The sequence below is a fragment of the Nocardioides sp. Z22_16 genome, assembly GCF_058134365.1.
In genome coordinates, this window is sequence record NZ_JBYTTI010000004.1 from 24,723 (window position 1) to 48,942 (window position 24,220).

Consider the following 24,220-nt stretch of genomic DNA (forward strand, 5'->3'; position numbering starts at 1 on the left):
GGGCAGGGGTACCGGTGAGTGTGTGCTTCTCGATGAGTGCCGATGTGACCGCCGGGCTGGCGCTGCTCCCCGTCGCGGTTGTCTCCCTGCGCGAGGTGCGCACCGCTCGAGAGCTCCCGTTCGCGTCGCTGCCCCTGCTCTTCGCGCTGCACCAACTGACCGAGGCGTTGGTCTGGCGCGGCGCGTCCGACTACGTCTCGGCCGGGATACAGGACGCGGCCGCGATGCTCTACGTCCTCTTCGCCTTCCCGGTCCTCCCGATCCTGGTGCCGCTCGCAGTGCTGCTGCTCGAGCCGCGGGGACTGCGCCAGCGGGTGGCGCCGTTCGTCGTGCTCGGCGGGGTGGTCTCGGCGTACCTGCTCTGGGCGGTGCTCGACGGCCCCCTGCTGGTCAGGGAGGAGCCGCATGCACTGGTCTACAACGTCGACCTGACGTGGGGGCCGATGTGGGCCGTGCTGTACATCGTGGCGGTGATCGGCCCGTCGGTGCTGTCGGGCTACCCCTCGATCGTCGCCTTCGGGCTGCTCAACCTCGTCGGGCTCACGGTGGTCGCCCTCGTCTACGTCCAGGCCTTCGCGTCGCTGTGGTGCGTCTACGCGGCGCTGACCTCCGGTCTGGTCACCGTGCACATGGTGCTGCGCCGTCGGCTGCCCGACCTCCACCGCCTCGAGGGTCACGCGCTGGCACCCGGCTGAGCCCTGGGGGGCATGCTGCGCGGCGCAGCTCGAGGGCACGCGCCGCCCGCGGGTCTGGCACCACGACTTCTTCTACGCCGAGATCGTCCCCTGCCCGGACGCCTCGGTGGTGATGGTCGGGAGCCGACCGGCTCGTTCCTCAGGGCGGGTGAGCCGGTCGCCGTCCCGGTCAGCGAAGACGCGGCACGAAGTCGTCGAACTGCACGCTGATGCGGTGCTCGCTCGACGGGAGCGCCGGGACGTTGATCACCTGGGCGCGGCGCTCCCCGCGGGCCTTCGCCACCAGCCGCACGGTCCCGCGCTCGGACACTGGGAGGTAGACGTCCGTGCCCGTGATGAACGGGAGCGAGGCGAAGGCGGGCAGCACCGCGTCGGTGGCGCTCACCTTGTCGCTGCCGGCGTCGAAGGCGAACATCCCGATGATCCGGCGCTTCCGGGGCGCGACCGCGGGGGTCAGCACGTTCTGCCCGCCGATGCTCAGGGTGTCACCGGCCTCACCCTGGTCGCCCCACCACTCCTTGTTGCGGTTCACGGTGAGGTTCACGTGGGCGTCGCTCTTCTCGGTGGCGGCGTCCAGTCCGGTGCCGGGGACGCTGGCGAGCAGCCGGACGAGCGAGTCGGAGCGCCGGAACGGCTGGCGGTAGAAGTGGTGGGTCGGCCCGCCCGGCCAGATGAGCGCGAACTCGTAGGACGCCGTCGGGGAGGCCTTGAACGGACCGAACGACCCGGTGCCGGAGAGCTGGTAGGTGGCGACCGGGCGGCGACCGATCCGCCGGCCGGTGTGCGCGTTGACCTGGTGCACCTCGAGGGTCGCGCCGTCGACGCCGACGTTGCTGGGGAACAGCACGGCGCGGCCGGAGACGTCGATGCGCCCGGAGGCCCGGACCACCTCGGTCGTCCTCGGCGCCTTGTCGGTGAAGAACGTGTACGCCTCGGTGAACGACTCGGGCGAGGTGACCGTCTCGGTGTGGCCCTGGTCGTCGAGGTGCACGTTGCGGGCGCCGGTGATCTCCCCCGCGGCGTTGTTCTCCCCCCAGATGGCGAGGGTCTCGACGCCGCCGGGAGGCTCGGCCGCCGGGGCACCGTCGAGGTTCACGTAGTGCGCGACCTCGGCCGCCCGCTCGGGCGAGCTGGTCAGGTACCGCTGCAGCACGTAGGTGCCCAACGAGTGGGCCAGGACGTCGACCTGCTCGGCGCCGGTGCGCTCGCGCAGGGCGTCGATCCGGGCGTCGAGTGCGGCGTGGACGTCGGCCAGCGAGGTGGTCGCGAACGTCGAGTCGTACTCGTGCGCCTCGATCCACGACACCGGGTAGCCGTTCGACGCGTACCGTTGGGCCTGGCTCTCGAACTGCGACCCGGAGCCCGACGACCCGTGCACGAACACGATGGGTCTGCGCTCCTCCTTGGGCGACGGGCCGTGGTGGGGGGTGGCCGAGGTGGGTGCCGTCAGGCCGGCGAACATCAGCGCGGCGGTGGCAAGGGCGGTGGCGAGCGGTCGCAGCATGGGGGCTCCGTGGTCCTGGAGTGGGGTGCCGGACGCTATCCGTGGTCGCGAAGCGGGGTCAACGGACGTCTCGGGCGTCGGATCCGAGGGTGCTGGTCGCCCTGCTGGGGGTGTGCGGACGACACAGCCGCCCGCCGCGCCCGGTCGTCCTAGGCTGGCCCGCGTGAGCACCCACGACGACGGACCCACGCACCAGGACGACCGGCCCGGCCTGAGGCACGCGCTGGCCTCGGCCGCACGCTCGATGGTGGGCGACCTCCGCGACAGCGTCCTCGAGGTGGTGGCGATCGCCGGCCCGGTCGTCCTGGGCGCCGTCATCGGCTACTTCGTCGCGGGCACCGTCGGGCTCCTCGTCGGCGCCGGCGTGGGCGCGGCGCTGCTCGCCCTCTGGTTCGCCTGGGCCCTGGTCACTGGGGTCCGCGACGTCGTCCGGAAGTGGCGCGGCGGCAGCTAGACCTTGCCGGCCTCCGGCGGCGCGGGGGCGTCGAACGATCGTCACCTCCTCCCCTCGGGCGCTGGATGTCTTCGTCCCCCTGAAGGCAGGCAAGGGCGCGGTAGCCGCCGATACCCCAGCGCACCGATTCCGCGTCCTGCAGGATCTCGAGGGACCAGCAGATCGTGACCTGATCCTGGGAGGCTAACGCGGTTCGGATCGCCGGATCCGCGCTCCGTGACCCACGGATAGCCGCCTTTGATCTGGGTACGGCCCCAGCATGGATTCCGAGATCCGGCTGGTCGTCGACGGCACCCCGCACTCCCTGTCCGTCGACACGCGGACAACCCTCCTTGACGCGCTGCGCGAGCGGCTGCAGGTCACCTCCCCGAAGAAGGGGTGTGACCACGGCCAGTGCGGCTCGTGCACCGTCCTCCTCGAGGGACGTCGCCACCTGACCTGCCTGTCGCTGGCGGTCGCGCACGACGGAGCCGAGATCGTCACAGCGGCGGGACTCGGTGAGTCCGAGGGCGACCTGCATCCCGTCCAGCAGTCGTTCCTGGAGCACGACGGCTACCAGTGCGGCTACTGCACGCCCGGCCAGGTCTGCTCGGCGGTCGGCATGCTGGAGGAGGCCAGGCAAGGGCACCCGAGCCATGTCACCGGCGACCTGACAGCCGACGTGGACCTCGATGACGCGGAGATCCGGGAGCGGATGAGCGGCAACCTGTGCCGGTGCGGGGCGTATCCCGGCATTCTCGCGGCAGTTCGCCAGGCGGCCGGCCGATGAGGACCCTGGAGTACCGCCGCCCCACCTCCGCGGAGGAGGCCGTCGAGCTCATGGCGAGCAACCCCGGGGCCAGGTTCATGGCCGGCGGCAGCAACCTGGTCGACCACCTCAAGCTCGGTGTCGCCTCTCCGGAGCTGGTGGTCGACGTCAGCGGCCTTCCCCTCGACGTCGTCGAGGAGTGCGAGGGGGAGGACGGCCACCTGCTGCGCATCGGCGCCAACGTCCGCAACAGCGACCTGGCCGCGCACCCGGTGGTCCGCTCCCGTTTCGCGGTGGTCGCTCGCGCGTTGCTCGCCGGCGCCTCTGGCCAGATCCGCAATCAGGCGACCACGGCCGGCAACCTCCTCCAGCGCACCCGCTGCGTCTACTTTCAGGACGTCACGACACCGTGCAACAAGCGGGAGCCAGGAAGCGGCTGTTCCGCGCTGGACGGCTACGGGCGCTACAACGCGATCCTGGGCGCGAGTCCGGAATGTGTGACGACCCATCCCTCGGACCTGGCGGTCGGGCTGGCCGCCGTCGACGCCACCGTGGTGGTGCTCGGCGTGGACGGCGAGCGCCGGGTCCCGCTGGAGGACCTGCACCGGCTGCCGGGAGAGCACCCCGAGGCCGACACCACGCTCGCTCCCACCGACCTGATCACCGCCGTCGAGCTGCCGATGAGTCACCCGGACACGGTGTCGACGTACTCGAAGGTCCGCGACCGCGCCTCCTTCGCCTTCGCCCTCGTCTCGGTGGCCGGGACCCTGCGCCTCGACGGTGGCACCGTGGACGACGTCCGCATCGCCTGGGGCGGTGTCGCCCACAAACCATGGCGCGCGTACCGCGCCGAGACGGCGCTGGTCGGAGGGCGGCTCGACGAGGACGCGCTCCGGACCGCCGTCGATGACGAGCTGGACGTAGCCACGACCAGTGCCGAGACCGCCTTCAAGGTCGCCCTGGTCCGCAACACCACCACCATGACGCTCCTGCGGCTCGCCGAGGAGGCAGCGCGATGACCGAGCAGCAGACCCGACGGATCTCGCCGCGCTCGATCGGGACGTCGCTGGACCGCGTGGACGGGCCGGAGAAGGTGACGGGCCTGGCGTCGTACGCCGTGGAGCACTCCGCGGACGACGGAGTCGCCGCGCCGCTCAGCCTGTGGCTGGTGACCTCGACGGTGGCCAAGGGGCGGGTGACCCGGGTCGACGGCTCCGCCGCGCTGACCCACCCCGGTGTGACAGCCGTGCTGGACCACACCAACGCGCCCCGGCTGGCGAAGACGGACAACGGCGAGCTGGCGATCCTGCAGGACGACCGGGTGGGCTTCCGCGGCCAGGTGGTCGCCCTGGTGCTGGCCGAGACCTCCGAGGCGGCGCGGGAGGGCGCGGCGCTGGTCGAGGTGACGTACGAGCAGGAGCCGCACGCGGCAGAGCTGCGCGAGGACAACGCGACGTACCGTCCCGAGCGCGTCAATCCCGACATGGAGACCGACACCGACGAGGGCGACGTGGACGCGGCCCTGGCGTCGGCGGAGGTCGTGGTCGTGGTCGAGCAGACCTACCGCACTCCCTACGAGCACAACAACCCGCTCGAGCCGCACGCCACCGTCGCCTGGTGGGAGCAGCACGACGGGCGCGACATGCTCACGATGTTCGACTCGACCCAGGGTGTGCACGGTGTCGTCCAGGCCCTGGCACCCATGCTCGGCCTCGAGCCCGACCAGGTGCGGGTACGGGCGCCGTACGTCGGGGGCGGGTTCGGCAGCAAGGGCGAGGCCCACGCACACGTCATGGCGGCCGCGCTCGCCGCCCGCACGACCGGGGGACGACCGGTCCGCGTCGCGGTGACCCGCCAGCAGATGTTCTCCCTCACCGGCTACCGCACCGCCACGATCTCGCACATCAGGCTCGGGGCGGACGCCGATGGTCGATTGGCTGCCATCGAGCACGCCGTGCAGGAGCAGACGTCGGTCGTGCGCGAGTTCGCCGAACAGACCGCCGCGCCGACGCGGATGATGTACGCCGCCCCGAACCGGCGCACCAGCCACCGCCTGGCGCAGCTCGACGTCGCAGTGCCGTCGTGGATGCGCGCACCGGGGGAGATGCCAGGCATGTACGCCCACGAGGTTGCCATGGACGAGCTCGCGGTGGCGTGCGGTCTCGACCCGATCGTGGTGCGCGAGCGCAACGAGCCCGACCGGGACCCGGAGACCGGCCGGCCGTTCAACGACCGTCGGCTGCTGGACTGCCTGCACCGCGGGGCCGACCGGTTCGGCTGGGGTGACCGACCGCTCCAGCCGCGGTCCCGCCTGGACGGCGACTGGTGGGTCGGCACGGGGGTCGCGTCGGCGACGTACCCGGCCATGAGGTCGCCCGGGAACAGCGCTCGCATCACCTCGCTCGAGGGTGGTCGCTACGCTGTCGCGATCGGCGCCGTCGACATCGGCACCGGCGCGCGGACGGTCCTGACCCAGATCGCGGCCGACGCGCTCGAGGTCGACCCGGGGGACATCGACCTCGCGCTCGCGGACAGCCTCCTGCCACCCGCCTCAGTGGCTGGCGGCTCCTCCGGCACGACCTCGTGGGGCTCCGCGATCGTCGCCGCCGCGCAGCTCTTTCGAGCCGACCACGGCGACACCCCCGACCCGGGCCTGCACACCACAGCCTCCGCTGCGGACAACCCTGCGGCCGAGGAGCTCGCCTTCCACTCGTTCGGTGCCGTCTTCGCCGAGGCCCGGGTCAACCGCTGGACGGGCGAGGTCCGGGTCCCGCGGCTGCACGGCGTCTACTCCGTCGGCCGGGTCATCAACCCGAGGACCGCGCGCTCGCAGCTGATCGGCGGGCTCGTGATGGGGCTCTCCGCGGGCCTGTTCGAGGAGTCGTACCGCGACCCGCGCTTCGGCCACGTCGTCACCCAGGACCTCGCGACGTACCACGTGGCCGCGCACGCCGACGTGCTCGACGTCGACGCGGAGTGGCTCGAGGAGTCCGACGAGGTCTTCACGCCCATGGGGTCGCGCGGCATCGGCGAGATCGGCATCGTCGGCACGGCCGCCGCGGTCGCCAACGCCACCTTCCACGCCACCGGCGTACGAGTGCGCTCGCTGCCGCTGACGCCCGACCACTTCCTCGATACCTGAAAGTCCTGGGGACGATCCGGCGTCCCAGGTGCTCGTGTCCGGTCAGCTCGGCCGTGCCGAAGCGTCGTTCGACGGACCCTGCAACGGAACGGAGTGGAGAGAAGTGGACATGTGGCTAGGCCGATGCGATGCGTGAGGTGCTGCCGCAGCTGCTGGCGTGGTGGGAGTCCGGCGAGACCGTGGGCATGGGGACCGTCATCGCGACCTTCCAGTCGGCGCCCCGTCCGCCGGGTGCCTCGATGCTGGTGGGTCCAGATGCGTCGGCCGTCGGCTCGGTCTCGGGAGGCTGCGTGGAGGGATCCGTCTACGAGTCGGCGCAGGAAGTTGCCGGCACCGGCGAGCCGGTTCTGCACCGCTACGGCGTGTCCGACGACGATGCCTTCGCCGTCGGTCTGACGTGCGGGGGAATCCTCGACGTCTATGTCGAAAGGGTGAATCGGGACACATTTCCGGAGCTGGCTGAGATCGCTGCAGACATCGCGGCCGGGCGCCCGGTGGCCGTGGCAACCGTTGTCGAACATCCGGAGAGAGCTCGGCTGGGCCGCCGCAAGGTGATCCGGCCCAGTGACGCGGTGACTTCTGGCGAGCGATCGCTAGGGAGCGCGCGGGTAGATGCCGCCGTTCGAGACGACGCCTTGGGCATGCTCGCAGCTGGCCAGAGCGCAACCCTCTCGTACGGACCGAGTGGGGAACGGCGCGGGGAAGGCATGCGGGTCTTCGTCTGGGCCTTCGCACCGCCGCCTCGCATGCTCGTCTTCGGGGCAACCGACTTTGCCGCCGAGATGGCACGGGTCGGTCGTTTCCTCGGCTACCGGGTCACGGTGTGTGATGCCCGGCCGGTCTTTGCCACGGCCAGTCGGTTCCCGGAGGCAGACGAGGTTGTCGTGGAGTGGCCGCACCACTACCTGGCTGCGGAGCTGCAGGGGGGACGCATTGACGGGCGCACCGTGGTCACGGTCCTCACCCACGACCCGAAGTTCGACGTACCACTGCTGGAAGTGGCGTTGCGGGCACCCGAGATCGGCTACGTCGGCGCCATGGGCTCGCGGCGCACCCACGAGGACCGGATGGCGAAGCTCCGTGAGGCGGGGTTGGACGAGAAGGAGCTGGCCCGGCTGTCCAGCCCGATCGGACTCGACCTCGGAGCCAGGACGCCGGAAGAGACTGCGATCAGCATCGCCGCCGAGGTCATTGCGGTTCGCTGCGGCGGGACCGGTCAGCGGCTTCGTGCGACTCAGGGGACGATCCACCGTGCGGCGCGCCCTCCCTGCTGACGTGCATCGCCCCGGAACGGGTCAACGGTGTGGCGGGAAGTCCTCGGGGCGGTCGATGTCCATCCCGGTCGCCAAGTCTCCGCATTCCACGGAACGGACCTGAAGCGTTGCCAAGTAGCCGCGGGCTCCGGCGTCGCCCACCGAGCTGCTTCGAATCGCGCTCCAGTGCGCGCGGCCCAGGACCACGGGGTGGCCTGGGTTGCCGTCGTAGATCGCGCGTGCGAGCGAATCGGGACCGATACGGGCCGTCATTCTCTGAACGACTGCAGCCGATACGTCCGGCAGGTCCACCAGGGTGACGACGGCTGCCTGTGCCGCAGTTCCCGTGGCCGCAGCCAGTCCTGCCCTCAATGACGCCGACTGCCCCGTCTCCCAATCCTCGGCGATGACGGATTCGACGATGCTGCCCTTCACGGCACAACGAGCGACCAACGTGCGTGCCTCAGCCGCTGCGGCACCAAGGACGACAACGAGGTGGTCACACCCACCCAGGACGAGGGCGTGGATCGCGTGGTGCACCAAGGGGACGCCGCCAGGATCACGAACCAGAACCTTGGGCTGTCCGTACCGACGGCCCGCCCCGGCCGCAAGGATCAGCCCAGTCAGCATTCCATCATCTTCACACGGTGCGGGTAGGGCGCCAGTGCGCAACGGTGCGCTCGACATGCATCCGCACGTTCGGTGGTGCCCCGTGGGTGTGCTGAAGAGATAGAGGACTTCCTGACCTGCCCATCGAAAGGGTTCCAGCTCCGGTGGCCAAGTGACTGCCTTGACCGGAAGGCTGAACACCGTGCCCCGTGCCTACCCGCCCGAGTTCCGCGCCCGAGCCATCGCGCTCGTCCGTGCGGGCGAACCGCAGAAGCAGCCCGCTCACGAGCTCGACATCCACCCCGTCAGGCTCTCCAAGTGGGTCAAGCAGGACCGCATCGATCGTGGCGAGACCGATCGCTGCTGCCTGGTCCTAGGAGTGGCACGGCAGAACTACTACAAGCAGAAGCGGTCCCGACCACCCCCACGCAGCTGCGCCGCCAATGGCTCACCGGCCTGATCCGCGAGGTCCACGTCGCCTCCCGTGGCACCTACGGGTACCGGCGCGTGCACGCCGAACTCACCCTGGGGATGGGCATCACCGTCTGTGAACGCACCGTCTGGCTGCTCATGAACCAAGCTGGCCTCCACGGCCTACCGGGACCGACCAGGGTCAAGCGGCTACGCGGCGTGGTCACCGCCGACGATCTGGTCAACCGGAAGTTCCACAGGCTTCGTCCCAACGAGCTCTGGGTTACCGACATCACCCAGCATCGGACACGGGAAGGGTGGATCTACTGTGCCGCGGTCCTCGACGCCTACAGCCGCCGCATCGTGGGCTGGTCCATCGACTCCAAGCAGGACGCACGCTCGTGGTCAACGCCCTCGACATGGCCATCCGCAACCGTCGGCCCGAGCCCGGAGGCATCGTCCACGCCGACCACATCACCCAGTTCACCTCCTGGGTCTTCGCCCGAGTTCATCCGCTCCGCCGGCCTCCTGCCGTCCTTCGGCACGGTAGGCGACGCCTCGACAACGCCATCTGGGGGGAGCTTCGGGTCCTCGAAGCACATCGAGCCCCACAACCGCCGCCGACGCCACTCCGCGCTCGGCTATCGCACCCCGTTAGTCACAGAGACTGGAACCCAAACGGTGGGACAGGTCAGTCGGGACCAACTACGAGTGGTGTACCCACCCCCGCGGCCCGTGCGCGGTCCGGGTGGGACGCCACCTCAAGTTCGCCATCTCCGACGTCCACCCGCCTTGTCGTGGATCTGGGCGCCGTCGGGGGCGGCGGTGTAGGGCACGGCGTTCTCCTCCGAGGACGGTTGCGGCCAGCGCTAGGACGAGGATGATGGGTCGTAGGAGCGGGCGGTGAGGTGTTCTTTCGCTTCGATCCGGATTCAAGTCTCGAGGTGTCAGTACTCGGTCGTCAGCACGCTGGGCGTCAACCTTCGAACGATTCGGGACAGAGGAGCGGCTATGGCACATCGCGTGGCGATCGTCGCCCTGCCGGGCACTGTCGTGCTCGACAACCTCGCCGTCCCGGCTAATCGGCGTGAACACACCGCCAAGAGTGCGGCTGGGCCACCTTCCTCCAGGGAGTCGCAGGTCCATCTCTTGTCAGCCTGATGAAGGCCGCCGGCGAACCCGGAGAACTCGCGGCCGCACGAGGCGGCCGACCCATATCAGGAGGAGAAATGAAGGCACTGGTTTACCACGGTCCCGGCAGCAAGGCTTGGGAGGACGTTCCCGATCCCCGGATCCAGCAGCCGACCGACGTCATCGTGCGGATCGATACGACCACGATCTGCGGCACGGACCTGCACATCCTCAAGGGCGACGTGCCGGCGGTGACGGAGGGTCGGATCCTCGGCCACGAGGGCGTCGGCACCGTCACCGAGGTGGGCTCCGCGGTCTCCACGGTGGCTGTCGGTGACAGGGTCCTGATCTCGTGCGTCAGTGCTTGCGGCGCCTGCTCGTACTGTCACCAGGGCCTCTACTCACACTGTCTGGCCGACGAGGGCGCCAGTGGCATCGGCTGGATCTTCGGTCACCTGATCGACGGCACCCAGGCGGAGCTGGTCCGTGTGCCGTTCGCGGACAACTCCGTATACAAGCTGCCCGAGGGGGTAAGCGACGAGGCCGCCGTGATGTTGTCCGACATCCTCCCGACCTCCTTCGAGATCGGCGTCGTGTACGGCAAGGTGAAGCCCGGCGACGTGGTCGCGGTGATCGGGTCCGGACCGATCGGCCTGGCCGCGATGATGACCGCCACCCTGTACGGCGCGGCCCGGATCATCGCCCTGGACCTCGATGCCAACCGGCTGGACCAGGCGCTGGGGTTCGGGGCAACCCACTCGGTCAACAGCGGCGACCCGGACTGGCGCGAGCAGGTGCTCGCCATGACTGACGGGCTCGGCGTGGACGTGGCGATCGAGGCCGTGGGCATCCCGGCGACGCTCGACGCCTGCACCAGGATCGTCCGGCCCGGTGGCTCCATCGCCAACGTGGGCGTGCACGGAGCACCGGTGGAGCTGCAGATGCAGGACCTGTGGATCATGGACCTCTCGATCACCATGGGCCTGGTCAGCACCTCGACCACGCCGATGCTGCTGAAGCTGGTCGCCCAGCAGAAGCTGGAGGCCGAGAAGTTTGCGACCCATCACTTCAGGCTCGACGAGATGCTGGATGCCTACGACACCTTCAGCCGCGCCGCGGAGACCGATGCGCTGAAGGTCGTGATCTCCCGGTAGCTCCGCGCTCGGGCCTGACGCCCGCACCATGCCCCACGAATCGCGAGACGGCGGGTCCTTTCCGGCTCAGGCCAGCAGGTCGGTCCGCTCTGCGGCCATCAGCACCGCGCCCGCCAACGACGCCCGCTCGCCGAGCCTGCTGGCGACAACCGGGGTGGAGGCGACCGCATCGAGCGCGTGGCGTCGCAGGCCGATCCGGGCCGGTCCGAGCAGCAGCTCGCCGGCCCGGGCCATGTCCCCTCCCACGACCACCAGTTCGGGATCGAGCAGGTTGACGACGCTGGCCACGCCCCAGCCCAGGTGCAGTCCCGCGTCCTCGAAGGTGCGGACGGCGGAGACGTTGCCCGACTCGGCCGCCGCGATGATGTCGTCCAAGGTCGCGCCAGGCAGCTGGGTGGCCATCAGCGCCGTCACGGCTGAGCCGGAGACGTAGGCCTCGAGGCACCCCCTGCTCCCGCACCTGCACATGGGACCTTGCTCGTCGAGGGTCAAATGGCCGACTTCGCCGGCGGCGCCCACGCTCCCGCGATGGAGGGAGTTGTTGATCACGATGCCAGCGCCGACGCCGGAGGAGATCTTGATGAAGACCGAGGACTCGTGCCCGTGCGCCACGCCGAGCCGGTGCTCGGCCAGGGCGCCGAGGTTCGCGTCGTTCTCCACGTGCACCGGCAGCCCGAGGTGCTCGGTGGCCACCTCTGCCGCGTGCACGCCGACCCAGCCGGGCAGGATCGCAGAGGAGCGGACGACGCCGCCGGTGACTGGCGCGGGCAGACCTAAGATGACCTGGCGCAGCGGCGTCCCTCCCACGGTCAGGTCAGTCTTCAGTTCCCTCAGCAGCTCCCTGGCACGGTCCAGGCCCTGCTGCCAGGTGTGGTCGGAGTCAAGGGGTGCCCGTCGCTCGCACCTGACGGAGCCCGCGAGGTCCCCGAGCGCCACCGCGACGTGGCTGTGGCCGAAGTCGATGCCAGCCACCACGCCTGCACCTCCGGAGAGCTGGACCGTGGTCCCGCGGCGCCCGCTGCCCGGTTCGGTCTCCACGAGTCCGTGGGAGACCAGGTCACGCACGATGTTGGAGACGGTGGCCGGCGCCAGGCCCGTCTCGCGGGCGAGGTCGGCCTGGGTGAGTGGCCGGCCGGGCGGCCCCGCGGCCGAGCCCCGGCGCAGAGCGTCCAGCACCCGATGCTGGTTGGCGGTGCGCAGGGTGGCGGTGGAGCCAGGCGCGCGCTCCCGGTTCGGCATGGGGCCAATCTGGAGGTGAGCGCCATTCATCGTCAAGTGTTGGGAGCAAAACAGCCTGAATGCCAAGGACTGCTGCTCTTGCTTTCAGACCTTGACTGCTAGGTGTGACGCTCATCACACTCGTGAGTGGGAGTGGCCCCGGTCGGGGTCCGGGAATCTCAACGAGGAGGGACCATGTCCACCACCCTGCAGAGGGTCGCAACCCTGGGGGCCGTGCTGCTGTTCGGCTCGTCCGTGCTGACTGCGTGCGGAGCCAACGACAGCAACGGGAACGACGCCGGCGACGGGGGTGACGCCGGCGGGCAGGTGATCGCGTTGTTGCTGCCGGAGTCCAAGACGACGCGCTACGAGGCGTTCGACCGCCCGTTGTTCGAGGCGAAGGTCAAGGAGCTCTGCGACGACTGCGAGCTGCTCTACTACAACGCCGACCAGGACGAGCAGAAGCAGACCGAGCAGGTCGACACCGCCATCTCGGAGGGGGCCAGCGTGATCGTGCTCGACCCGGTCAACGGCGCCGGAGCTGGAGGCATGGTGCGCTCGGCGCAGGACTCCGGCGCGACCGTCGTCGCCTACGACCGGTTCATCCCCGAGGCGGACTACTACCTTTCGTTCGACAACGAGACGGTCGGAAGGATGCAGGGCGAGGCGCTGGTCGAGGCGATGGGCGGCAAGGGCAGCATCCTGATGCTGAACGGCGCCCCGTCGGATCCCAACGCCGCCCAGTTCAAGGCGGGCGCGCACAGCGTCCTCGATGACGCCGACGTCGAGATCCTGGAGGAGTACGACAACCCTGACTGGAGCCCTGAGAACGCCCAGGAGTTCGTCACCGACATGCTCAACCAGTACGACGCCGACCAGATCCAGGGCGTCTACGCGGCGAACGACGGACAGGCCGGTGGCGTGGTGGCCGCGATGACCGGGGCCGGTGTCGCGGAGGACCAGCTGCCGCCGATCACCGGGCAGGACGCTGAGCTCGCCGGGGTCCAGAGGATCCTCGCCGGGCAGCAGGCAATGACCATCTACAAGCCGATCCCGGTCGAGGCCGAGAAGGCGGCCGAGGTGGCCGTCGCCCTCGCGAACGGTGAGGACGTCGGGGACACCGAGGAGTACGAAGGCGTTCCGTCGTTCATCTTCGACCCGATCGTGGTGACCAAGGACAACGTCGCCGACACGGTGGTCGCAGACGACTTCTACACCGTGGAGGACATCTGCAGCGGCCAGTACGCCGGCGCTTGCACGGACGCTGGTCTGCAGTGACCCAGTCCACGGTCGCAGTGACGGGGGAGAGAGGGGTGCTCTCCCTCACCGGGGTCAGCAAACGGTTCGGTGCGGTCCAGGCGCTCACTGAGGTCGATCTGGATGTCCGAGCCAGCGAGGTGGTCGCCTTGGTGGGGGACAACGGCGCCGGGAAGTCGACGCTGGTCAAGGTGATCGCCGGCGTGCACAGCCCGGATGCCGGCGACCTCACCTTCGCCGGTCGCAAGATCACGGTCGGCGGCCCTTCGGAGGCCCAGACGATGGGGATCGCCACCGTCTTCCAGGACCTGGCGCTCTGCGACAACCTGGACGTGGTGGGCAACCTCTTCCTCGGCCAGGAGCTCACCCGGGGACCGCTTCTGGACGAGGTCGCCATGGAGCAGGAGTCGTGGAGGCTGCTGCGCTCGCTGTCGGCGAAGATTCCCTCGGTGCGGATTCCCGTGGCCTCCCTGTCCGGTGGCCAGCGGCAGACCGTGGCGATCGCCCGCAGCCTGATCGGCCAGCCGAAGGTGGTCATGCTCGACGAGCCGACCGCGGCCCTGGGCGTCGCCCAGACCGCCGAGGTCCTGAACCTGATCGAGCGACTCCGCGAATCCGGTCTGGGAGTGATCCTGGTCAGCCACAACATGGCCGACGTGCAGGCGGTGGCCGACCGGATCGTGGTGCTCCGCCTCGGGCGCAACGCCGCCGAGTTCCGGGTCTCGGAGACCACCACCGATGAGGTGGTGGCCGCCATCACCGGTGCTTCCGACAACGTGGTGTCCCAGCGCGCTCTCCGACGGGAGCAGCCATGAGCGCCACCGACCAGACCGGCTCGGCCGTGGCCGCGCAGGCCGCCGATCTTGGCGACGAGCGGCTCATCCAGACCGCAGGACTGGGCGGGTACGCCCGCTTGCTGTGGGGCCGGCTGCGCTCCGGAGAGCTGGGCAGCCTGCCCGTGGTGGTGGGGCTAGTGATCATCTCGCTCGGCTTCTACCTGGAGAACCCGCGCTTTCTCTCCTCTCAGAACATCGTCTCCATCACCCAGTTCGCTGCCCCGATCGGCATCATCTCCCTGGGGATCGTGCTGGTGCTGCTGCTGGGTGAGATCGACCTCTCGGTCGGCTCAGTGAGCGGCTTCGCCGCCGCCACCATGTCGGTGCTGCTGGTCGACCGTGAGGTGGGAACCCCGCTGGCCCTGGCCGCCGGCATCGGCGTGGGTGTGGCGGTGGGGCTCTTCTACGCACTGCTCTACATCAAGCTCGGGGTGCCGTCGTTCGTCTTCTCCCTCGCCGGCCTCCTGGGGTTCCAGGGTGCGCTTCTCTACGTGCTGGGTACGCAGGGCACCATCAACCTGCCAAGCGACAGCTACCTGGTGCAGTTCACCCGGTTCGAGTTCCTCTCGCCTGGCCTCTCCTACCTGCTGGTGGCGGTCGTGACGGCCCTCTACCTGGTCGCTCAGCTGCTCACCGCCCGCCAGCGGTCGCGGGCCGGCCTCAGCACGTCGTGGATGCCGCTGGTCCTGATCAGGACGGGCGCGCTGCTGGTCGGCCTCGGAGCGATCACCTGGTACGTGAACATCGACCGGGGCTGGACCTATCTCTGGCTCTTCTTCGTGCTGCTCGTGGTCATCATGGACCTGGCCCTGCGGCGGACCCGCTGGGGACGGCACGTCTTCGCCGTGGGCGGGAACGAGGAGGCGGCGCGCCGCTCCGGGATCAAGGTGACACGGGTCTACGTGTCGGTCTTCGTGCTGGCATCTTCGCTGGCCGCCCTCGGCGGTCTGCTGGCCGCGGGCCTCCAGACCTCGGTGTCCCAGGCCAGCGGCACAACGGATACGAACCTGATGGCGATCGCCGCCGCGGTGATCGGCGGGACGTCCCTGTTCGGCGGCCGCGGGTCTGCCTACTCCGCTCTGCTCGGCATCATCGTGCTCCAAGCAATCCAGCGTGGCCTCAACCTGGTCGGGGTCGACTCCTCGGTGCGCTTCATGGTCACCGGCGTGGTGCTGCTGCTCGCGGTCAGCATCGACTCGCTGTCCAGACGCGCTCGTTCGACGAGCGGTCGGGGGTGAGCTGGACGTGCAGCGCACGCCGACTGCGAGGTCGTCGATCCCCCGGCCCCACGGAGCGGCACAGCGGCCGCACCGTGGGGCGTCGTGTCGTTTGGGTCAGCGGCCCTTGACCGTGAAGGGCGACGACGTCGCGGTGCCCAGGACGTCGACGGTGGAGACGGCGCGCAGTGTCGTCTTCCCCTTCCAGGTGTGCTTGTAGCGCAGCTGCACCTTGCCCGAGCTCTGCGTGGTGCCCTTCGCCTTCGGGACCGCGACCCACTTCGAGCCCTTCTGGCGCTGCAGGTAGACCCGGGCGCCGTCGGTGCCGAAGTAGCCCCCGGTCGGGCGCTCGTCGGTCACCGAGACGTTGACCTTCACCTTCTTCCCGCGCTTCACCTTCTTGGTCGACGTCTTGGCCGAGACCGCTGTCCCGGGGAGTCGCATGTCGAAGGCGAAGGGGGTGACTGGGGTGGTCGCGGTGACAGGTGTTCCGGTGCGGTTGGGTCCCGGCCAGGTGGTCAGCGAGTAGGAGCCGGTGACCGTGTAGGTGCCGGGAAGGTCGCTCCCGCCGCAGAACTGCTCCGTGTCGACGCCGGTGGTCGGGTCGCCCTTGCTGATGTAGAGGGAGCCGGCGGAGGTGCCGTCAGGGGCCTGGACGGTCAGCTCGATGTTCCAGCTGATGTTGTCCAGCGGAGGGGCGACGGAGTAGTTGAAGGGGTGGTCGACACAGTCGGTGAAGAGGATGCCGGGTCCGGCGCTCACCGAGACGGCGGTGGGGTCGGCCTGGGCGGGGGCGCTGAAGGCACCCGCCGCGAGGACTCCGGCGAGGAGGACGGATGAGCGACGAAGCAACGCAGGCATGGAGGAGCCCTTTCAGACGGGGTGAGGACCGGTGCATACCCGGGTGGGTCAAGGGCAAACCTGCTTGCCCGGCCGGTCTAGCCGGGTGGTGCGGCCGCGGCGTCGCCGTCCGCTTGGGCGGGGACACGGCGCTCGGGCAGGCGGCCCGGACGCAGTCGGTGTCCGGTTGCCACCGCGCCCAGCCAGAAGGCGAAGAGGGCGAGGGCGATGCCGCCGAGGTCGTCGGCGACGTAGTGCCACCCGAAGTAGAGGGTGGCCACCACGGTGAGCCCGAAGTTGACCCAGAAGGCGACGCGGATGGTCCGGCTACGGACGGTGTACTGCGCCATCAGGGCCCACAGCAGGGCGATGGCCGTGTGCAGGCTGGCGAAGCCGGCGACCCCCTGGTAGTCCGCGCCCGACCAGAGGAAGCCATGTCGGGCGTAGACGAGGGAGTCCATCAGCTCCGAGGCTCCGGTGGCCGGCAGGTCGGAGACCAGGGAGGGGTACATGATCCCCGGGCCGAGGGTGGGGAGCATGTAGTAGAAGACCGTCCCGAGGGTCCAGGCGATCCCCTGGGCGGTCACGAACCACCAGCCGTAGCCGATGTTGTTCGACCAGACCAGCCACACGGTGACCAGGATCGCCACGAGCGGGATGTAGGCCAGGTAGACCGCCGAGAGCACGTGAGCCGACAGGCCGGTGCCGAGCAGGTCGTGCAGCACCGAGACGGGGTCCTCGCCGAAGAAGAGCGCCCGGTCGAGGACCCGCAGCTCGCGGTCGTACTTCACGTCCCGCATCAGCGGGAGCAGCGACTTGAGGTTCCGGTAGGACACGTAGATCACGTAGAAGCACGAGATGCCCACGACCACGAGGAGGAGCCGGGGCCTGGTCCAGTGGGTCCGCAGCCGTTCCCGGACGGCCGCGACGGTCTTCACGGGGTGGAGGCGTCCGTACCACAGGGCGCGGGGGAGCAGGTCGACGACGATCGCTGCGCCGCACAGCACCGGCAGGCGTACCCAGGACGGCCCCAGGAAGCTGCCCTCGGGGTCGGCGATCGGCCGGTCCAGGGCGAGGCTCGCGGCAAAGGCCGACCCGCCGATCACGACGGCGGTCGCCAGGAGCAGGAGGAAGTCCCACCGCCAGGCACCATGCCGGAGATCCTGCAGCTTTCCGGGGCGAGACCTGCTTGGCGGGTGGGGCAACGCGTCTTGGGGGGCCTCGGCCACGCGGGTCTACTCCTCGGTGCAGTCGGGGGTTCGGGCACGAGGCTATCCGGCGGCCCCACAGGCCCCGCGGGGTGGAGTCGCTTGCGGCAGACGGGATCTAGGCGGCGCTACTCCAGGAGTCCCTCCAGGGCGGGAACGTAGGCCTCGCTGTACGTCGGGAACTGGGGGATGTGGTCGAGGAGCCGCTGGAGGGGGATCTCTGCCCCGATGGCCAGGGCCGCCTGGTGGATCCACTCGCTCGCCTGCGGGGCGACGGCCCAGGCCCCGAGGAGCAGATCGGTCTCCGCGTCGGCGAGCAGACCGAGGGCAGCCCCCACCGGCTCCTCCTCGTAGGTCCAGGGACGCGCAAGTGCGGCGGCGAGGTCGACCTCCGACTTCCGGACGCGCCGCCCGCCGGTGGCCGCCTGCTCCTCGGTCATGCCGACGGCGGCGATCTCGGGGTGGCCGAAGACGACGCGGGGGACGCTGTCGTACCTCGCGGTCCGCGGGCGTCCCAGGATCGCCGCGGTGGCGATGCGTGCCTGGTACTTGGCCACGTGCGTGAACATCTCCGTCCCGGTGACGTCGCCGACGCCCCAGATGCCCGGGCCGGCGTGGCAGTGCTCGTCCACGGCGAGGGCACCTCGCTCGTCGAGCGTGACGTCCAGCTCCTCCAAGCCCAGGCCTTCGGTCCGAGGCCGCCGGCCGGTGGCCAGGACGAGGGCATCGGCCTTCAGCACGCTGTCGTCGTCGAGCACGAGCGCGCTGTCGGTGCCGTCCTTGAAGGCGCGGACCGGCGCCGCCCCGAGTCGCAGGTCGATCCCCCGGGCGCGGAGGTGCTCGGCCGTCAGCTCGCTGACGCGCGGCTCCTCGCGTCGCAACAGGCGTGGCCCTCGTCCCACGACGGTGACCTCCGCGCCGTACCCGTGGAGGTACTGCGCCGTCTCGACCGCGACGGCGCTCGCGCCGATGACGACGACCCGACCGGGGACCTTCTCGAAGGTGGTCGCCTCGCGGTTCGTCCACACGGTGCACTCGTCGAGCCCTTCGATCTCCGGGACGACCGGGCGGGAGCCGGTGGCCACGATCACGTGCTGCGTGGAGAGGCGGCGTCCGTCGACCTCCACCACGCCGGGACCGGCGACCCGGGCCTCGCCTCGCACCACCGTGGCGCCCTGGTCCTCGTAGCCGGCGACCTGCTTGGCGTCGTCGAGGTGCCGCACCATGGCGTCGCGCCAGTGGCGGGCGGCCTCCCAGTCGAGAGGGGCGGTGGTGACCCCGGGGGCGGCTGCCGCCTGGAGTGCGAGCTCCACGGGACGGAGCAGGGTCTTCGACGGGATGCAGGCCCAGTAGCCGCACTCACCGCCGATGAGCTCGCGTTCGACGACCGCGACCCTCTTGCCGGCCTGCAGCAGGCGGGTGGCGGCGACCTCCCCGCCAGGACCCATGCCGATCACCACGGCGTCGTACGACTCGGTCATGCGCTGCTCCTCTCGCGTGCGGGCATGAGTGCCCTCTCCACTCTCATCCCCGGGGGACCACTTCGTCGAGGGTGCCGACGACGATCACCCGGCCGCCCTCGCCCGGGTCGGGGTCAGGGAGCATCGACTCCGGGTCGACGAGGTAGACCTCATGACCGTCGAGCGTGAGGCGCCGTGCCAGCTCCAGGAGCATCCGGCGGGCCACGTCGTCGAGGGAGAAGACCATTGTGAGGTCCAGCACCACCGTGGCTTCCGTGGGCGCCGTGGCCGCGGCCTCGCGGACCACTCGCTCGGCTCCGGCGAACCGGATCCCTCCCTGCAGCTGGAGGACCCGGACCGCCCCCGGTCCGGTGCCGACCACGTGGTTGGCTCTCACCACCGCACGCGCCACGGGCGGAACCTCCATCACGTGCAGTCCCATGTCGGTGGAGAAGCGCTCGAAGAGCGACACCCCGCGGACGCTGGTCCCGTGGGCGTCCAAGCGGGGTGAGAACGTGGCGATGCCGAGCTGGCCGGGCAGCGCGCCGATCAGTCCTCCGGCCACCCCGCTCTTCGCCGGGATCCCGACCTGGGTGGTCCAGTCGCCGGCTGCGTCGTACATCCCGCAGGTGGACATGACACTCAGCACCTGGCGCACCACCGGCTCCGGAACCACCCGCTGCCCCGACAGGGGATTGACGCCGCGGTTGGCCAGGGTGGCGGCCATCAGGGCGAGGTCGCGAGCCGTGACGAGCAGGGAGCACTGCCGGGTGTAGCCGTCGACGACGGTGGTCGGGTCCTCGGTGAGGATGTCGTGGCTGCGGAGCATGTGCCCGATGGCCAGGTTCCGGTGCGCATGCTCCAGCTCCGAGGCGCAGACCGACTCATCCATCTCCAGTCGTCGGCCGGCGAACGCCGAGAGACCGGCCACCACCCGCTCCAGCCGCTCGCTGGGCTCCACTCCCTCGGGGCCTGCCAACGAGTGCGCGGTGATCGCACCGGCGTTGATCATCGGGTTGAGCGGGCGCCCGGAGCCGTCCTCGAGGGAGATCTCGTTGAACGCCTCCCCGGACGGCTCGACCCCGACCTTGGCCAGCACGGCGTCGAAACCGCGATCGGCCAGGGCCAGCGCGTAGGTGAAGGGCTTGGAGATCGACTGGATCGTGAACTCGACGTCCAGGTCGCCCGCACCGTAGATCTCACCGTCGACGGTGGCGAAGGCCGCTGCGAGCCGCTCGGGATCGGCCGCTGCCAGCTCGGGGATGTACGCCGCCGGGGAGCCGGACGTGTCCGACGCGACGCCTGCGAGCGCCTCGGTCAGGTAGTCGGAGATCAGCGAGAGCACAGGACTCCTCCTCGTTTCATGCTTGTCTCAGCGGTGTGGGACTCGCGGGTGGCGTCGGGCGAAGTCCCAGGTGAGGGCGCTGGCGTCCGGTCCGGCATGGTCGGTGAAGAGGCCATGACCGTCGGGGCCGGGCCAGGCGTGCCCCATGCCGTGGACGAGGTAGGACTCGACGAGGGACTCACCGTCCGGCGTGGTGAGGGTGGTGCGTGTGTAGGCGTGCCTGCCCTCTTGCGCAGGCACCCTCGTCGTCTCCTCGACCAGGTCCAGGCTGTCGTTGGGGAGGCCGTCGTCGACCAGGTCGTTCACGGCGGTCCAGTGCTCGACGAGACGGGTGGCGACCAGGGCGGGGACGACGTCGTCCTCCTCGCCCTGGATGACCAGCAGCGGCACCGGTCGCGCTCGGTCGCCCATCTGGGACCACGCCTGGCCCGCGGTGTAGTCCGGCGGCGTGGAGTCGGGGTCGTCCGGGTCCACCTGGTCGAGCCCGTACTCGCCGCCGGCGACCGACGTCGCGCTCGCGAAGACGTCGGGGTAGGTCGCGGCGAGGATGACGGCGGCGCCCGCGCCTGAGGACGCTCCGGCGACGTGCACGCTGTCCGGGTCCGCCTCGTACTCCTCGACCACCTGCCGGGCCACCCCCGCGAGCAGGGCGGGTTCGCCGCGGTGGCGGTGCTGTTCGCGTGGGTCGTCGGAGTTCCAGCAGTTGATCGCGCTGCGGAAGACCCGCTGGGTCGGATAGACGACGATGAACCCCTCGCGGTCGGCCAGGTCGTTGAACCGGGTGGTGGACTTCATCGAGTTCCACCCGTACCCGGACATCGCGCATCCGTGGATGGCCATGACCACCGGCAGCTTGGTCGTGCCGTCGTACTGCGGGGGAAGGTGCACCTGGTAGCGCAGAGCGCCGGCCTCGCTCTCGTGCTCGTGGTTGCGGTCCCCGTCCTCCATCCACCAGGGCAGGCCGTGCTGGAAGACCGCAGCGGCGATCCCGAGGGGGAGCGCGAGCACCAGGACGGCGGCCGCTGCGATCCGTGGCCAACGCCGCCGTCGACGAGCACGGCCGGACGGCGACGCCTCGGAGCCGGCCGTCCGGCCGAGAGCGATCATGCGGCCGTGTCGCCTCGTCCTTCGCCGCTCACCGCGGCTGAGCCGAGGAAGGTGCGCAGAGCGGCGTTGACCTCGTCGGCGTGCGTCCACAGCAGGCCGTGCGGGGCGCCCTCGATCTCGAGGTACTCGGCGTGCGGGACGAGGTCGCGGAAGCGCCGACCGGTGGCGTCGATGGGCAGGATGTTGTCGGCGGTCCCGTGCACGATCAGCGTCGGCAGCCCGGCGGCGCGGACCGCCTCGACGTCGTCGCGGAAGTCCTCGATCCAGCTCGGGACGACCGCGTAGGCCGCGACGGGCGCGCTGGCGGTGGCGGTGTGCCAGTTCGCCCGGACGACCTCCTCGCTGATCCGGGACCCGAGGTTCTCGTCCAGGTTGTAGAAGTCCCGGTAGAACTGGGTGAACCAGGCGTAGCGGTCGGCCCTGGCGGCAGCCTCGATGCCGTCGAAGACCTGCTGGGGCACGCCCTCGGGGTTGTCGGCGCGCTGCACGAGGAACGGCTCGAGGGAGGCGAGGAAGGCGAGCTTCGCGATGCGGTCGGTGCCGTACGTCTCGACGTAGCGGGCGAGCTCGCCGGTGCCCATCGAGAAGCCGACCAGGATGACGTCGCGCAGGTCGAGGGTGTCGAGCACGGTGCTCAGGTCTGCGGCGAAGGTGTCGTAGTCGTAGCCCGTTGCGACCTTCGAGGAGCGGCCGAAGCCGCGCCGGTCGTAGGTGATGACGCGGTAGCCGGCGGCGAGCAGCTCGCTCGTCTGGCGCTCCCAGCTGTCACCGTTGAGCGGATACCCGTGGAGGAGCACCACGGGCTGACCCGCCCCCTGGTCCTCGTAGTAGAGCTCGACGGGGGTGCTGTTCTCGTGTGCGACGGTGATGAATCCCATGACGTGTGCCTTTCCTTGTTGTTGCTGGTCTCGGGTGCCGGTCAGCGGTCGACGCGAACGCGAGCGTCGTGATCGGCGTGGAGGGTGGTGTCTCTCATCGCGTCCAGGAGCGCGTCGCTGAACGAGCGCGCGTCCTGGAACCGGTCGTTGCGGTCCTTGGCGAGTGCCTTCAGGAGGACGGAGTCGAGCGCGGGGATGCTCGTGCTGACCTGCACGGGCTCCGCGTGGACGTGCTGGTAGGCGACGGAGACCGGGTCGTCGCCCACGAAGGGAGGTACCCCGGTCAACAGCTGGTAGAGCAGGCAGCCTGCGGAGTACAGGTCGCTGCGCGCGTCGGCCGGCTCTCCGCGCACCTGCTCGGGAGCCAGGTACGAAGGGGTGCCGAGGAGCTCGCCGGGCGAGGTGAGAGTGGCCTCGGGATCGCGGCTGCCCCGCGCGATCCCGAAGTCGACGACCTTGACGGCACCCTCGGGCGTGACCATCACGTTGGCCGGCTTGATGTCTCGGTGCACCACGCCCGCTCGGTGGCTGGCCTCGAGGGCTGACAGGACCCCCAGCTGGTAGCCGATCGCTTCGGCGAGGGGGAGGCGACCGCCCCCGAGGAGATCCCGCAGGGTGCGGCCCGCCACGAGCTCCATCACGATGAACGGGACGAGCATCCGGGTGGCCGGGTCATCGCCCACCGCTTCGTACCCGGCGTCGTAGATCGAGACGATCGAGGGGTGGCTGAGGCGAGCCGTCTGCCGGGCCTCACGCTGGAACCTGGTGGAGAACCGCGGGTTGCTCGCCAGGCTCTTGTGAAGCACCTTGATGGCCACGGGCCGGCCGGTGCGCAGGTCGCGCCCCCGATGGACGGCGGCCGTCGAGCCGAAGCCGATGAACTCGCCCACCTCGTAGTGTCCGTGCAGGACGCGATTCGTGCCCATCTGGTCCTCCACCGAGCGTGGGGGAGCGTCTCCTTGCTCGTTGCTCCGGCGCCGCGCGAGCCCACACGTCGCGCCGCTCATCGCCGCGGCTCCCACTGGAAGAGCCGGCCGGCCAGGGCGACGGCGACGGCGACCCAGGCCATGGTGGGGACCACGAGGGGGAGCGAGTCGACCAGGGGTACGCCGCCGTCCCAAGCGTTGACCACGAGCTCGGTGGCCGAGCCCCCGGGAAGGAGCCGCTTGAGGTAGCCGAGCTCCTCGGTGCCGGAGATCCCCACCCAGCTGGCCACCGCGATCACCGCGAGGCTGACCGGCAGGGTGGTCACCTGCGCGTGCTCGGGTGAGTTCGTGAGCCCCGCGGTCGCCAGCGCCAGGGCCCCCATCATCGCCGTCGTCGCCAGGATCGCCACCACCAGGAGAGGGATCTGGGCCGGGCTGGAGGTGACCACGGCGAAGACGGTGAGGATGGCGACCACCTGGACGAGCGAGAGGACGACGACCGGGAGGACCAGCCCGGCGAGGATGCTCGCGTCGCTGGCAGCGGTGGAGCGCAACCGCTTGAGGAAGAGGTCCTGACGTCGTGAGGCCAGGGTGGTCACGGCGGTCGTGTAGAGCCCGAAGGCCATGACGGTGAACATCACGATGGCGGCGATGTAGCCAGGGCTGCCCAGGTCGGAGAAGGTCTCGTGCTGGTAGACGAAGTAGGCCCCGGCGGCCGCCGGGATGACGAGTCCGGTGACCAGGACCAGCCGGTTCCGGAAGATCTGTACCAATTCACTGCGAGCGATCTCGAGCATGGCGGTGGTTCCCTTCGTGGGACGTGAGGT

General features: G+C 70.2%; 21 protein-coding genes and 1 pseudogene. 11 read left to right on the forward strand and 11 right to left on the reverse strand.

What is annotated here, in order from left to right:
- Positions 1-32: 32 nt before the first annotated feature.
- Complete coding sequence (locus AC3X7R_RS12290) at positions 33-695, forward strand: DUF6629 family protein (protein ID WP_489965953.1); 663 nt, start codon at positions 33-35, stop codon at positions 693-695.
- A gap of 169 nt (positions 696-864) precedes the next feature.
- Here the strand turns inward: AC3X7R_RS12290 and AC3X7R_RS12295 are convergent, their stop codons facing one another.
- Positions 865-2,199, reverse strand: coding sequence for an alpha/beta fold hydrolase (locus AC3X7R_RS12295; protein ID WP_489965954.1), 1,335 nt, complete (start codon positions 2,197-2,199; stop codon positions 865-867).
- A gap of 163 nt (positions 2,200-2,362) precedes the next feature.
- Here AC3X7R_RS12295 and AC3X7R_RS12300 point away from each other — a divergent pair, with 163 nt between their 5' ends.
- From AC3X7R_RS12300 to AC3X7R_RS12320, 5 genes are all read left to right on the forward strand, one after another.
- A complete protein-coding gene (locus AC3X7R_RS12300) occupies positions 2,363-2,653 on the forward strand; it encodes a hypothetical protein (protein WP_489965955.1) in 291 nt (96 codons plus the stop codon).
- A gap of 259 nt (positions 2,654-2,912) precedes the next feature.
- Positions 2,913-3,422: a 2Fe-2S iron-sulfur cluster-binding protein gene (locus AC3X7R_RS12305; protein WP_489965956.1), complete on the forward strand. Its 510-nt coding sequence runs from the start codon at positions 2,913-2,915 to the stop codon at positions 3,420-3,422.
- Positions 3,419-4,420, forward strand: a complete 1,002-nt coding sequence (locus AC3X7R_RS12310; protein ID WP_489965957.1) for an FAD binding domain-containing protein — start codon at positions 3,419-3,421, stop codon at positions 4,418-4,420. Before AC3X7R_RS12305 ends, AC3X7R_RS12310 begins: the two co-directional genes overlap by 4 nt.
- A complete protein-coding gene (locus AC3X7R_RS12315) occupies positions 4,417-6,543 on the forward strand; it encodes a xanthine dehydrogenase family protein molybdopterin-binding subunit (RefSeq protein WP_489965958.1) in 2,127 nt (708 codons plus the stop codon). Before AC3X7R_RS12310 ends, AC3X7R_RS12315 begins: the two co-directional genes overlap by 4 nt.
- A 128-nt stretch (positions 6,544-6,671) precedes the next feature.
- On the forward strand, positions 6,672-7,817 hold the full coding sequence (locus tag AC3X7R_RS12320) for an XdhC family protein (protein ID WP_489965959.1): 1,146 nt from the start codon (positions 6,672-6,674) through the stop codon (positions 7,815-7,817).
- 21 nt (positions 7,818-7,838) lie between these two features.
- On the opposite strand, the gene AC3X7R_RS12325 is transcribed toward AC3X7R_RS12320, so the two are convergent.
- Complete coding sequence (locus AC3X7R_RS12325) at positions 7,839-8,483, reverse strand: nucleotidyltransferase family protein (protein WP_489965960.1); 645 nt, start codon at positions 8,481-8,483, stop codon at positions 7,839-7,841.
- A 124-nt stretch (positions 8,484-8,607) separates the two neighbouring features.
- On the opposite strand from AC3X7R_RS12325, the pseudogene AC3X7R_RS12330 reads away from it, so the two are divergent.
- Positions 8,608-9,470 (forward strand): annotated as a pseudogene (locus AC3X7R_RS12330) (IS3 family transposase); the annotation flags it as partial.
- Positions 9,471-10,045: 575 nt separating this feature from the next.
- Positions 10,046-11,101 (forward strand): zinc-dependent alcohol dehydrogenase family protein, encoded by a 1,056-nt coding sequence (locus AC3X7R_RS12335; protein WP_489965961.1) that lies wholly within the window; start codon positions 10,046-10,048, stop codon positions 11,099-11,101.
- Positions 11,102-11,167: 66 nt separating this feature from the next.
- Here the strand turns inward: AC3X7R_RS12335 and AC3X7R_RS12340 are convergent, their stop codons facing one another.
- Entirely contained in the window at positions 11,168-12,340 is a 1,173-nt protein-coding gene (locus tag AC3X7R_RS12340; protein ID WP_489965962.1) for an ROK family transcriptional regulator, read from the reverse strand.
- A 174-nt stretch (positions 12,341-12,514) separates the two neighbouring features.
- Between AC3X7R_RS12340 and AC3X7R_RS12345 the strand changes: the two genes are divergently transcribed.
- Genes AC3X7R_RS12345 through AC3X7R_RS12355 form a run of 3 tightly spaced genes read left to right on the forward strand, consistent with a single transcriptional unit; the run spans position 12,515 to position 15,650 of the window.
- Positions 12,515-13,597: a sugar ABC transporter substrate-binding protein gene (locus tag AC3X7R_RS12345; RefSeq protein WP_489965963.1), complete on the forward strand. Its 1,083-nt coding sequence runs from the start codon at positions 12,515-12,517 to the stop codon at positions 13,595-13,597.
- A 35-nt stretch (positions 13,598-13,632) separates the two neighbouring features.
- Positions 13,633-14,391: an ATP-binding cassette domain-containing protein gene (locus AC3X7R_RS12350; RefSeq protein WP_489965964.1), complete on the forward strand. Its 759-nt coding sequence runs from the start codon at positions 13,633-13,635 to the stop codon at positions 14,389-14,391.
- A complete protein-coding gene (locus tag AC3X7R_RS12355) occupies positions 14,388-15,650 on the forward strand; it encodes a sugar ABC transporter permease (RefSeq protein ID WP_489965965.1) in 1,263 nt (420 codons plus the stop codon). Before AC3X7R_RS12350 ends, AC3X7R_RS12355 begins: the two co-directional genes overlap by 4 nt.
- Before the next feature lie 96 nt (positions 15,651-15,746).
- Here AC3X7R_RS12355 and AC3X7R_RS12360 read toward each other — a convergent pair whose 3' ends face one another.
- The 8 genes from AC3X7R_RS12360 to AC3X7R_RS12395 form a co-directional block, all read right to left on the reverse strand.
- Positions 15,747-16,490: a hypothetical protein gene (locus AC3X7R_RS12360; RefSeq protein ID WP_489965966.1), complete on the reverse strand. Its 744-nt coding sequence runs from the start codon at positions 16,488-16,490 to the stop codon at positions 15,747-15,749.
- Between the two features lie 77 nt (positions 16,491-16,567).
- The gene (locus AC3X7R_RS12365; RefSeq protein ID WP_489965967.1) at positions 16,568-17,698 is read right to left on the reverse strand and encodes a phosphatase PAP2 family protein; all 1,131 of its coding nucleotides are present in this window, start codon (positions 17,696-17,698) and stop codon (positions 16,568-16,570) included.
- 107 nt (positions 17,699-17,805) lie between these two features.
- Positions 17,806-19,158 (reverse strand): dihydrolipoyl dehydrogenase family protein, encoded by a 1,353-nt coding sequence (locus AC3X7R_RS12370; protein ID WP_489965968.1) that lies wholly within the window; start codon positions 19,156-19,158, stop codon positions 17,806-17,808.
- 43 nt (positions 19,159-19,201) lie between these two features.
- Positions 19,202-20,482 carry a glutaminase gene (locus AC3X7R_RS12375; protein WP_489965969.1) on the reverse strand — a complete coding sequence of 427 codons (1,281 nt, stop codon included), beginning with the start codon at positions 20,480-20,482 and terminating at the stop codon, positions 19,202-19,204.
- 27 nt (positions 20,483-20,509) lie between these two features.
- Positions 20,510-21,589, reverse strand: coding sequence for an extracellular catalytic domain type 1 short-chain-length polyhydroxyalkanoate depolymerase (locus tag AC3X7R_RS12380; RefSeq protein WP_489965970.1), 1,080 nt, complete (start codon positions 21,587-21,589; stop codon positions 20,510-20,512).
- Positions 21,586-22,467, reverse strand: a complete 882-nt coding sequence (locus AC3X7R_RS12385; RefSeq protein WP_489965971.1) for an alpha/beta fold hydrolase — start codon at positions 22,465-22,467, stop codon at positions 21,586-21,588. Before AC3X7R_RS12385 ends, AC3X7R_RS12380 begins: the two co-directional genes overlap by 4 nt.
- A gap of 41 nt (positions 22,468-22,508) precedes the next feature.
- On the reverse strand, positions 22,509-23,393 hold the full coding sequence (locus tag AC3X7R_RS12390; RefSeq protein ID WP_489965972.1) for a protein kinase domain-containing protein: 885 nt from the start codon (positions 23,391-23,393) through the stop codon (positions 22,509-22,511).
- Between the two features lie 77 nt (positions 23,394-23,470).
- A complete protein-coding gene (locus AC3X7R_RS12395; RefSeq protein ID WP_489965973.1) occupies positions 23,471-24,190 on the reverse strand; it encodes an ABC transporter permease in 720 nt (239 codons plus the stop codon).
- Between the last annotated feature and the right edge of the window lie 30 nt (positions 24,191-24,220).

Coding starts and splice junctions, on each gene's coding strand:
- AC3X7R_RS12290 (WP_489965953.1), top strand. CDS start 33: ATGAGTGCCGATGTGACCGCCGGGCTGGCGCTGCTCCCCGTCGCGGTT.
- AC3X7R_RS12295 (WP_489965954.1), bottom strand. CDS start 2,199: ATGCTGCGACCGCTCGCCACCGCCCTTGCCACCGCCGCGCTGATGTTC.
- AC3X7R_RS12305 (WP_489965956.1), top strand. CDS start 2,913: ATGGATTCCGAGATCCGGCTGGTCGTCGACGGCACCCCGCACTCCCTG.
- AC3X7R_RS12310 (WP_489965957.1), top strand. CDS start 3,419: ATGAGGACCCTGGAGTACCGCCGCCCCACCTCCGCGGAGGAGGCCGTC.
- AC3X7R_RS12315 (WP_489965958.1), top strand. CDS start 4,417: ATGACCGAGCAGCAGACCCGACGGATCTCGCCGCGCTCGATCGGGACG.
- AC3X7R_RS12320 (WP_489965959.1), top strand. CDS start 6,672: ATGCGTGAGGTGCTGCCGCAGCTGCTGGCGTGGTGGGAGTCCGGCGAG.
- AC3X7R_RS12325 (WP_489965960.1), bottom strand. CDS start 8,483: ATGTCGAGCGCACCGTTGCGCACTGGCGCCCTACCCGCACCGTGTGAA.
- AC3X7R_RS12335 (WP_489965961.1), top strand. CDS start 10,046: ATGAAGGCACTGGTTTACCACGGTCCCGGCAGCAAGGCTTGGGAGGAC.
- AC3X7R_RS12340 (WP_489965962.1), bottom strand. CDS start 12,340: ATGCCGAACCGGGAGCGCGCGCCTGGCTCCACCGCCACCCTGCGCACC.
- AC3X7R_RS12345 (WP_489965963.1), top strand. CDS start 12,515: ATGTCCACCACCCTGCAGAGGGTCGCAACCCTGGGGGCCGTGCTGCTG.
- AC3X7R_RS12355 (WP_489965965.1), top strand. CDS start 14,388: ATGAGCGCCACCGACCAGACCGGCTCGGCCGTGGCCGCGCAGGCCGCC.
- AC3X7R_RS12360 (WP_489965966.1), bottom strand. CDS start 16,490: ATGCCTGCGTTGCTTCGTCGCTCATCCGTCCTCCTCGCCGGAGTCCTC.
- AC3X7R_RS12370 (WP_489965968.1), bottom strand. CDS start 19,158: ATGACCGAGTCGTACGACGCCGTGGTGATCGGCATGGGTCCTGGCGGG.
- AC3X7R_RS12380 (WP_489965970.1), bottom strand. CDS start 21,589: ATGATCGCTCTCGGCCGGACGGCCGGCTCCGAGGCGTCGCCGTCCGGC.
- AC3X7R_RS12385 (WP_489965971.1), bottom strand. CDS start 22,467: ATGGGATTCATCACCGTCGCACACGAGAACAGCACCCCCGTCGAGCTC.
- AC3X7R_RS12390 (WP_489965972.1), bottom strand. CDS start 23,393: ATGGGCACGAATCGCGTCCTGCACGGACACTACGAGGTGGGCGAGTTC.
- AC3X7R_RS12395 (WP_489965973.1), bottom strand. CDS start 24,190: ATGCTCGAGATCGCTCGCAGTGAATTGGTACAGATCTTCCGGAACCGG.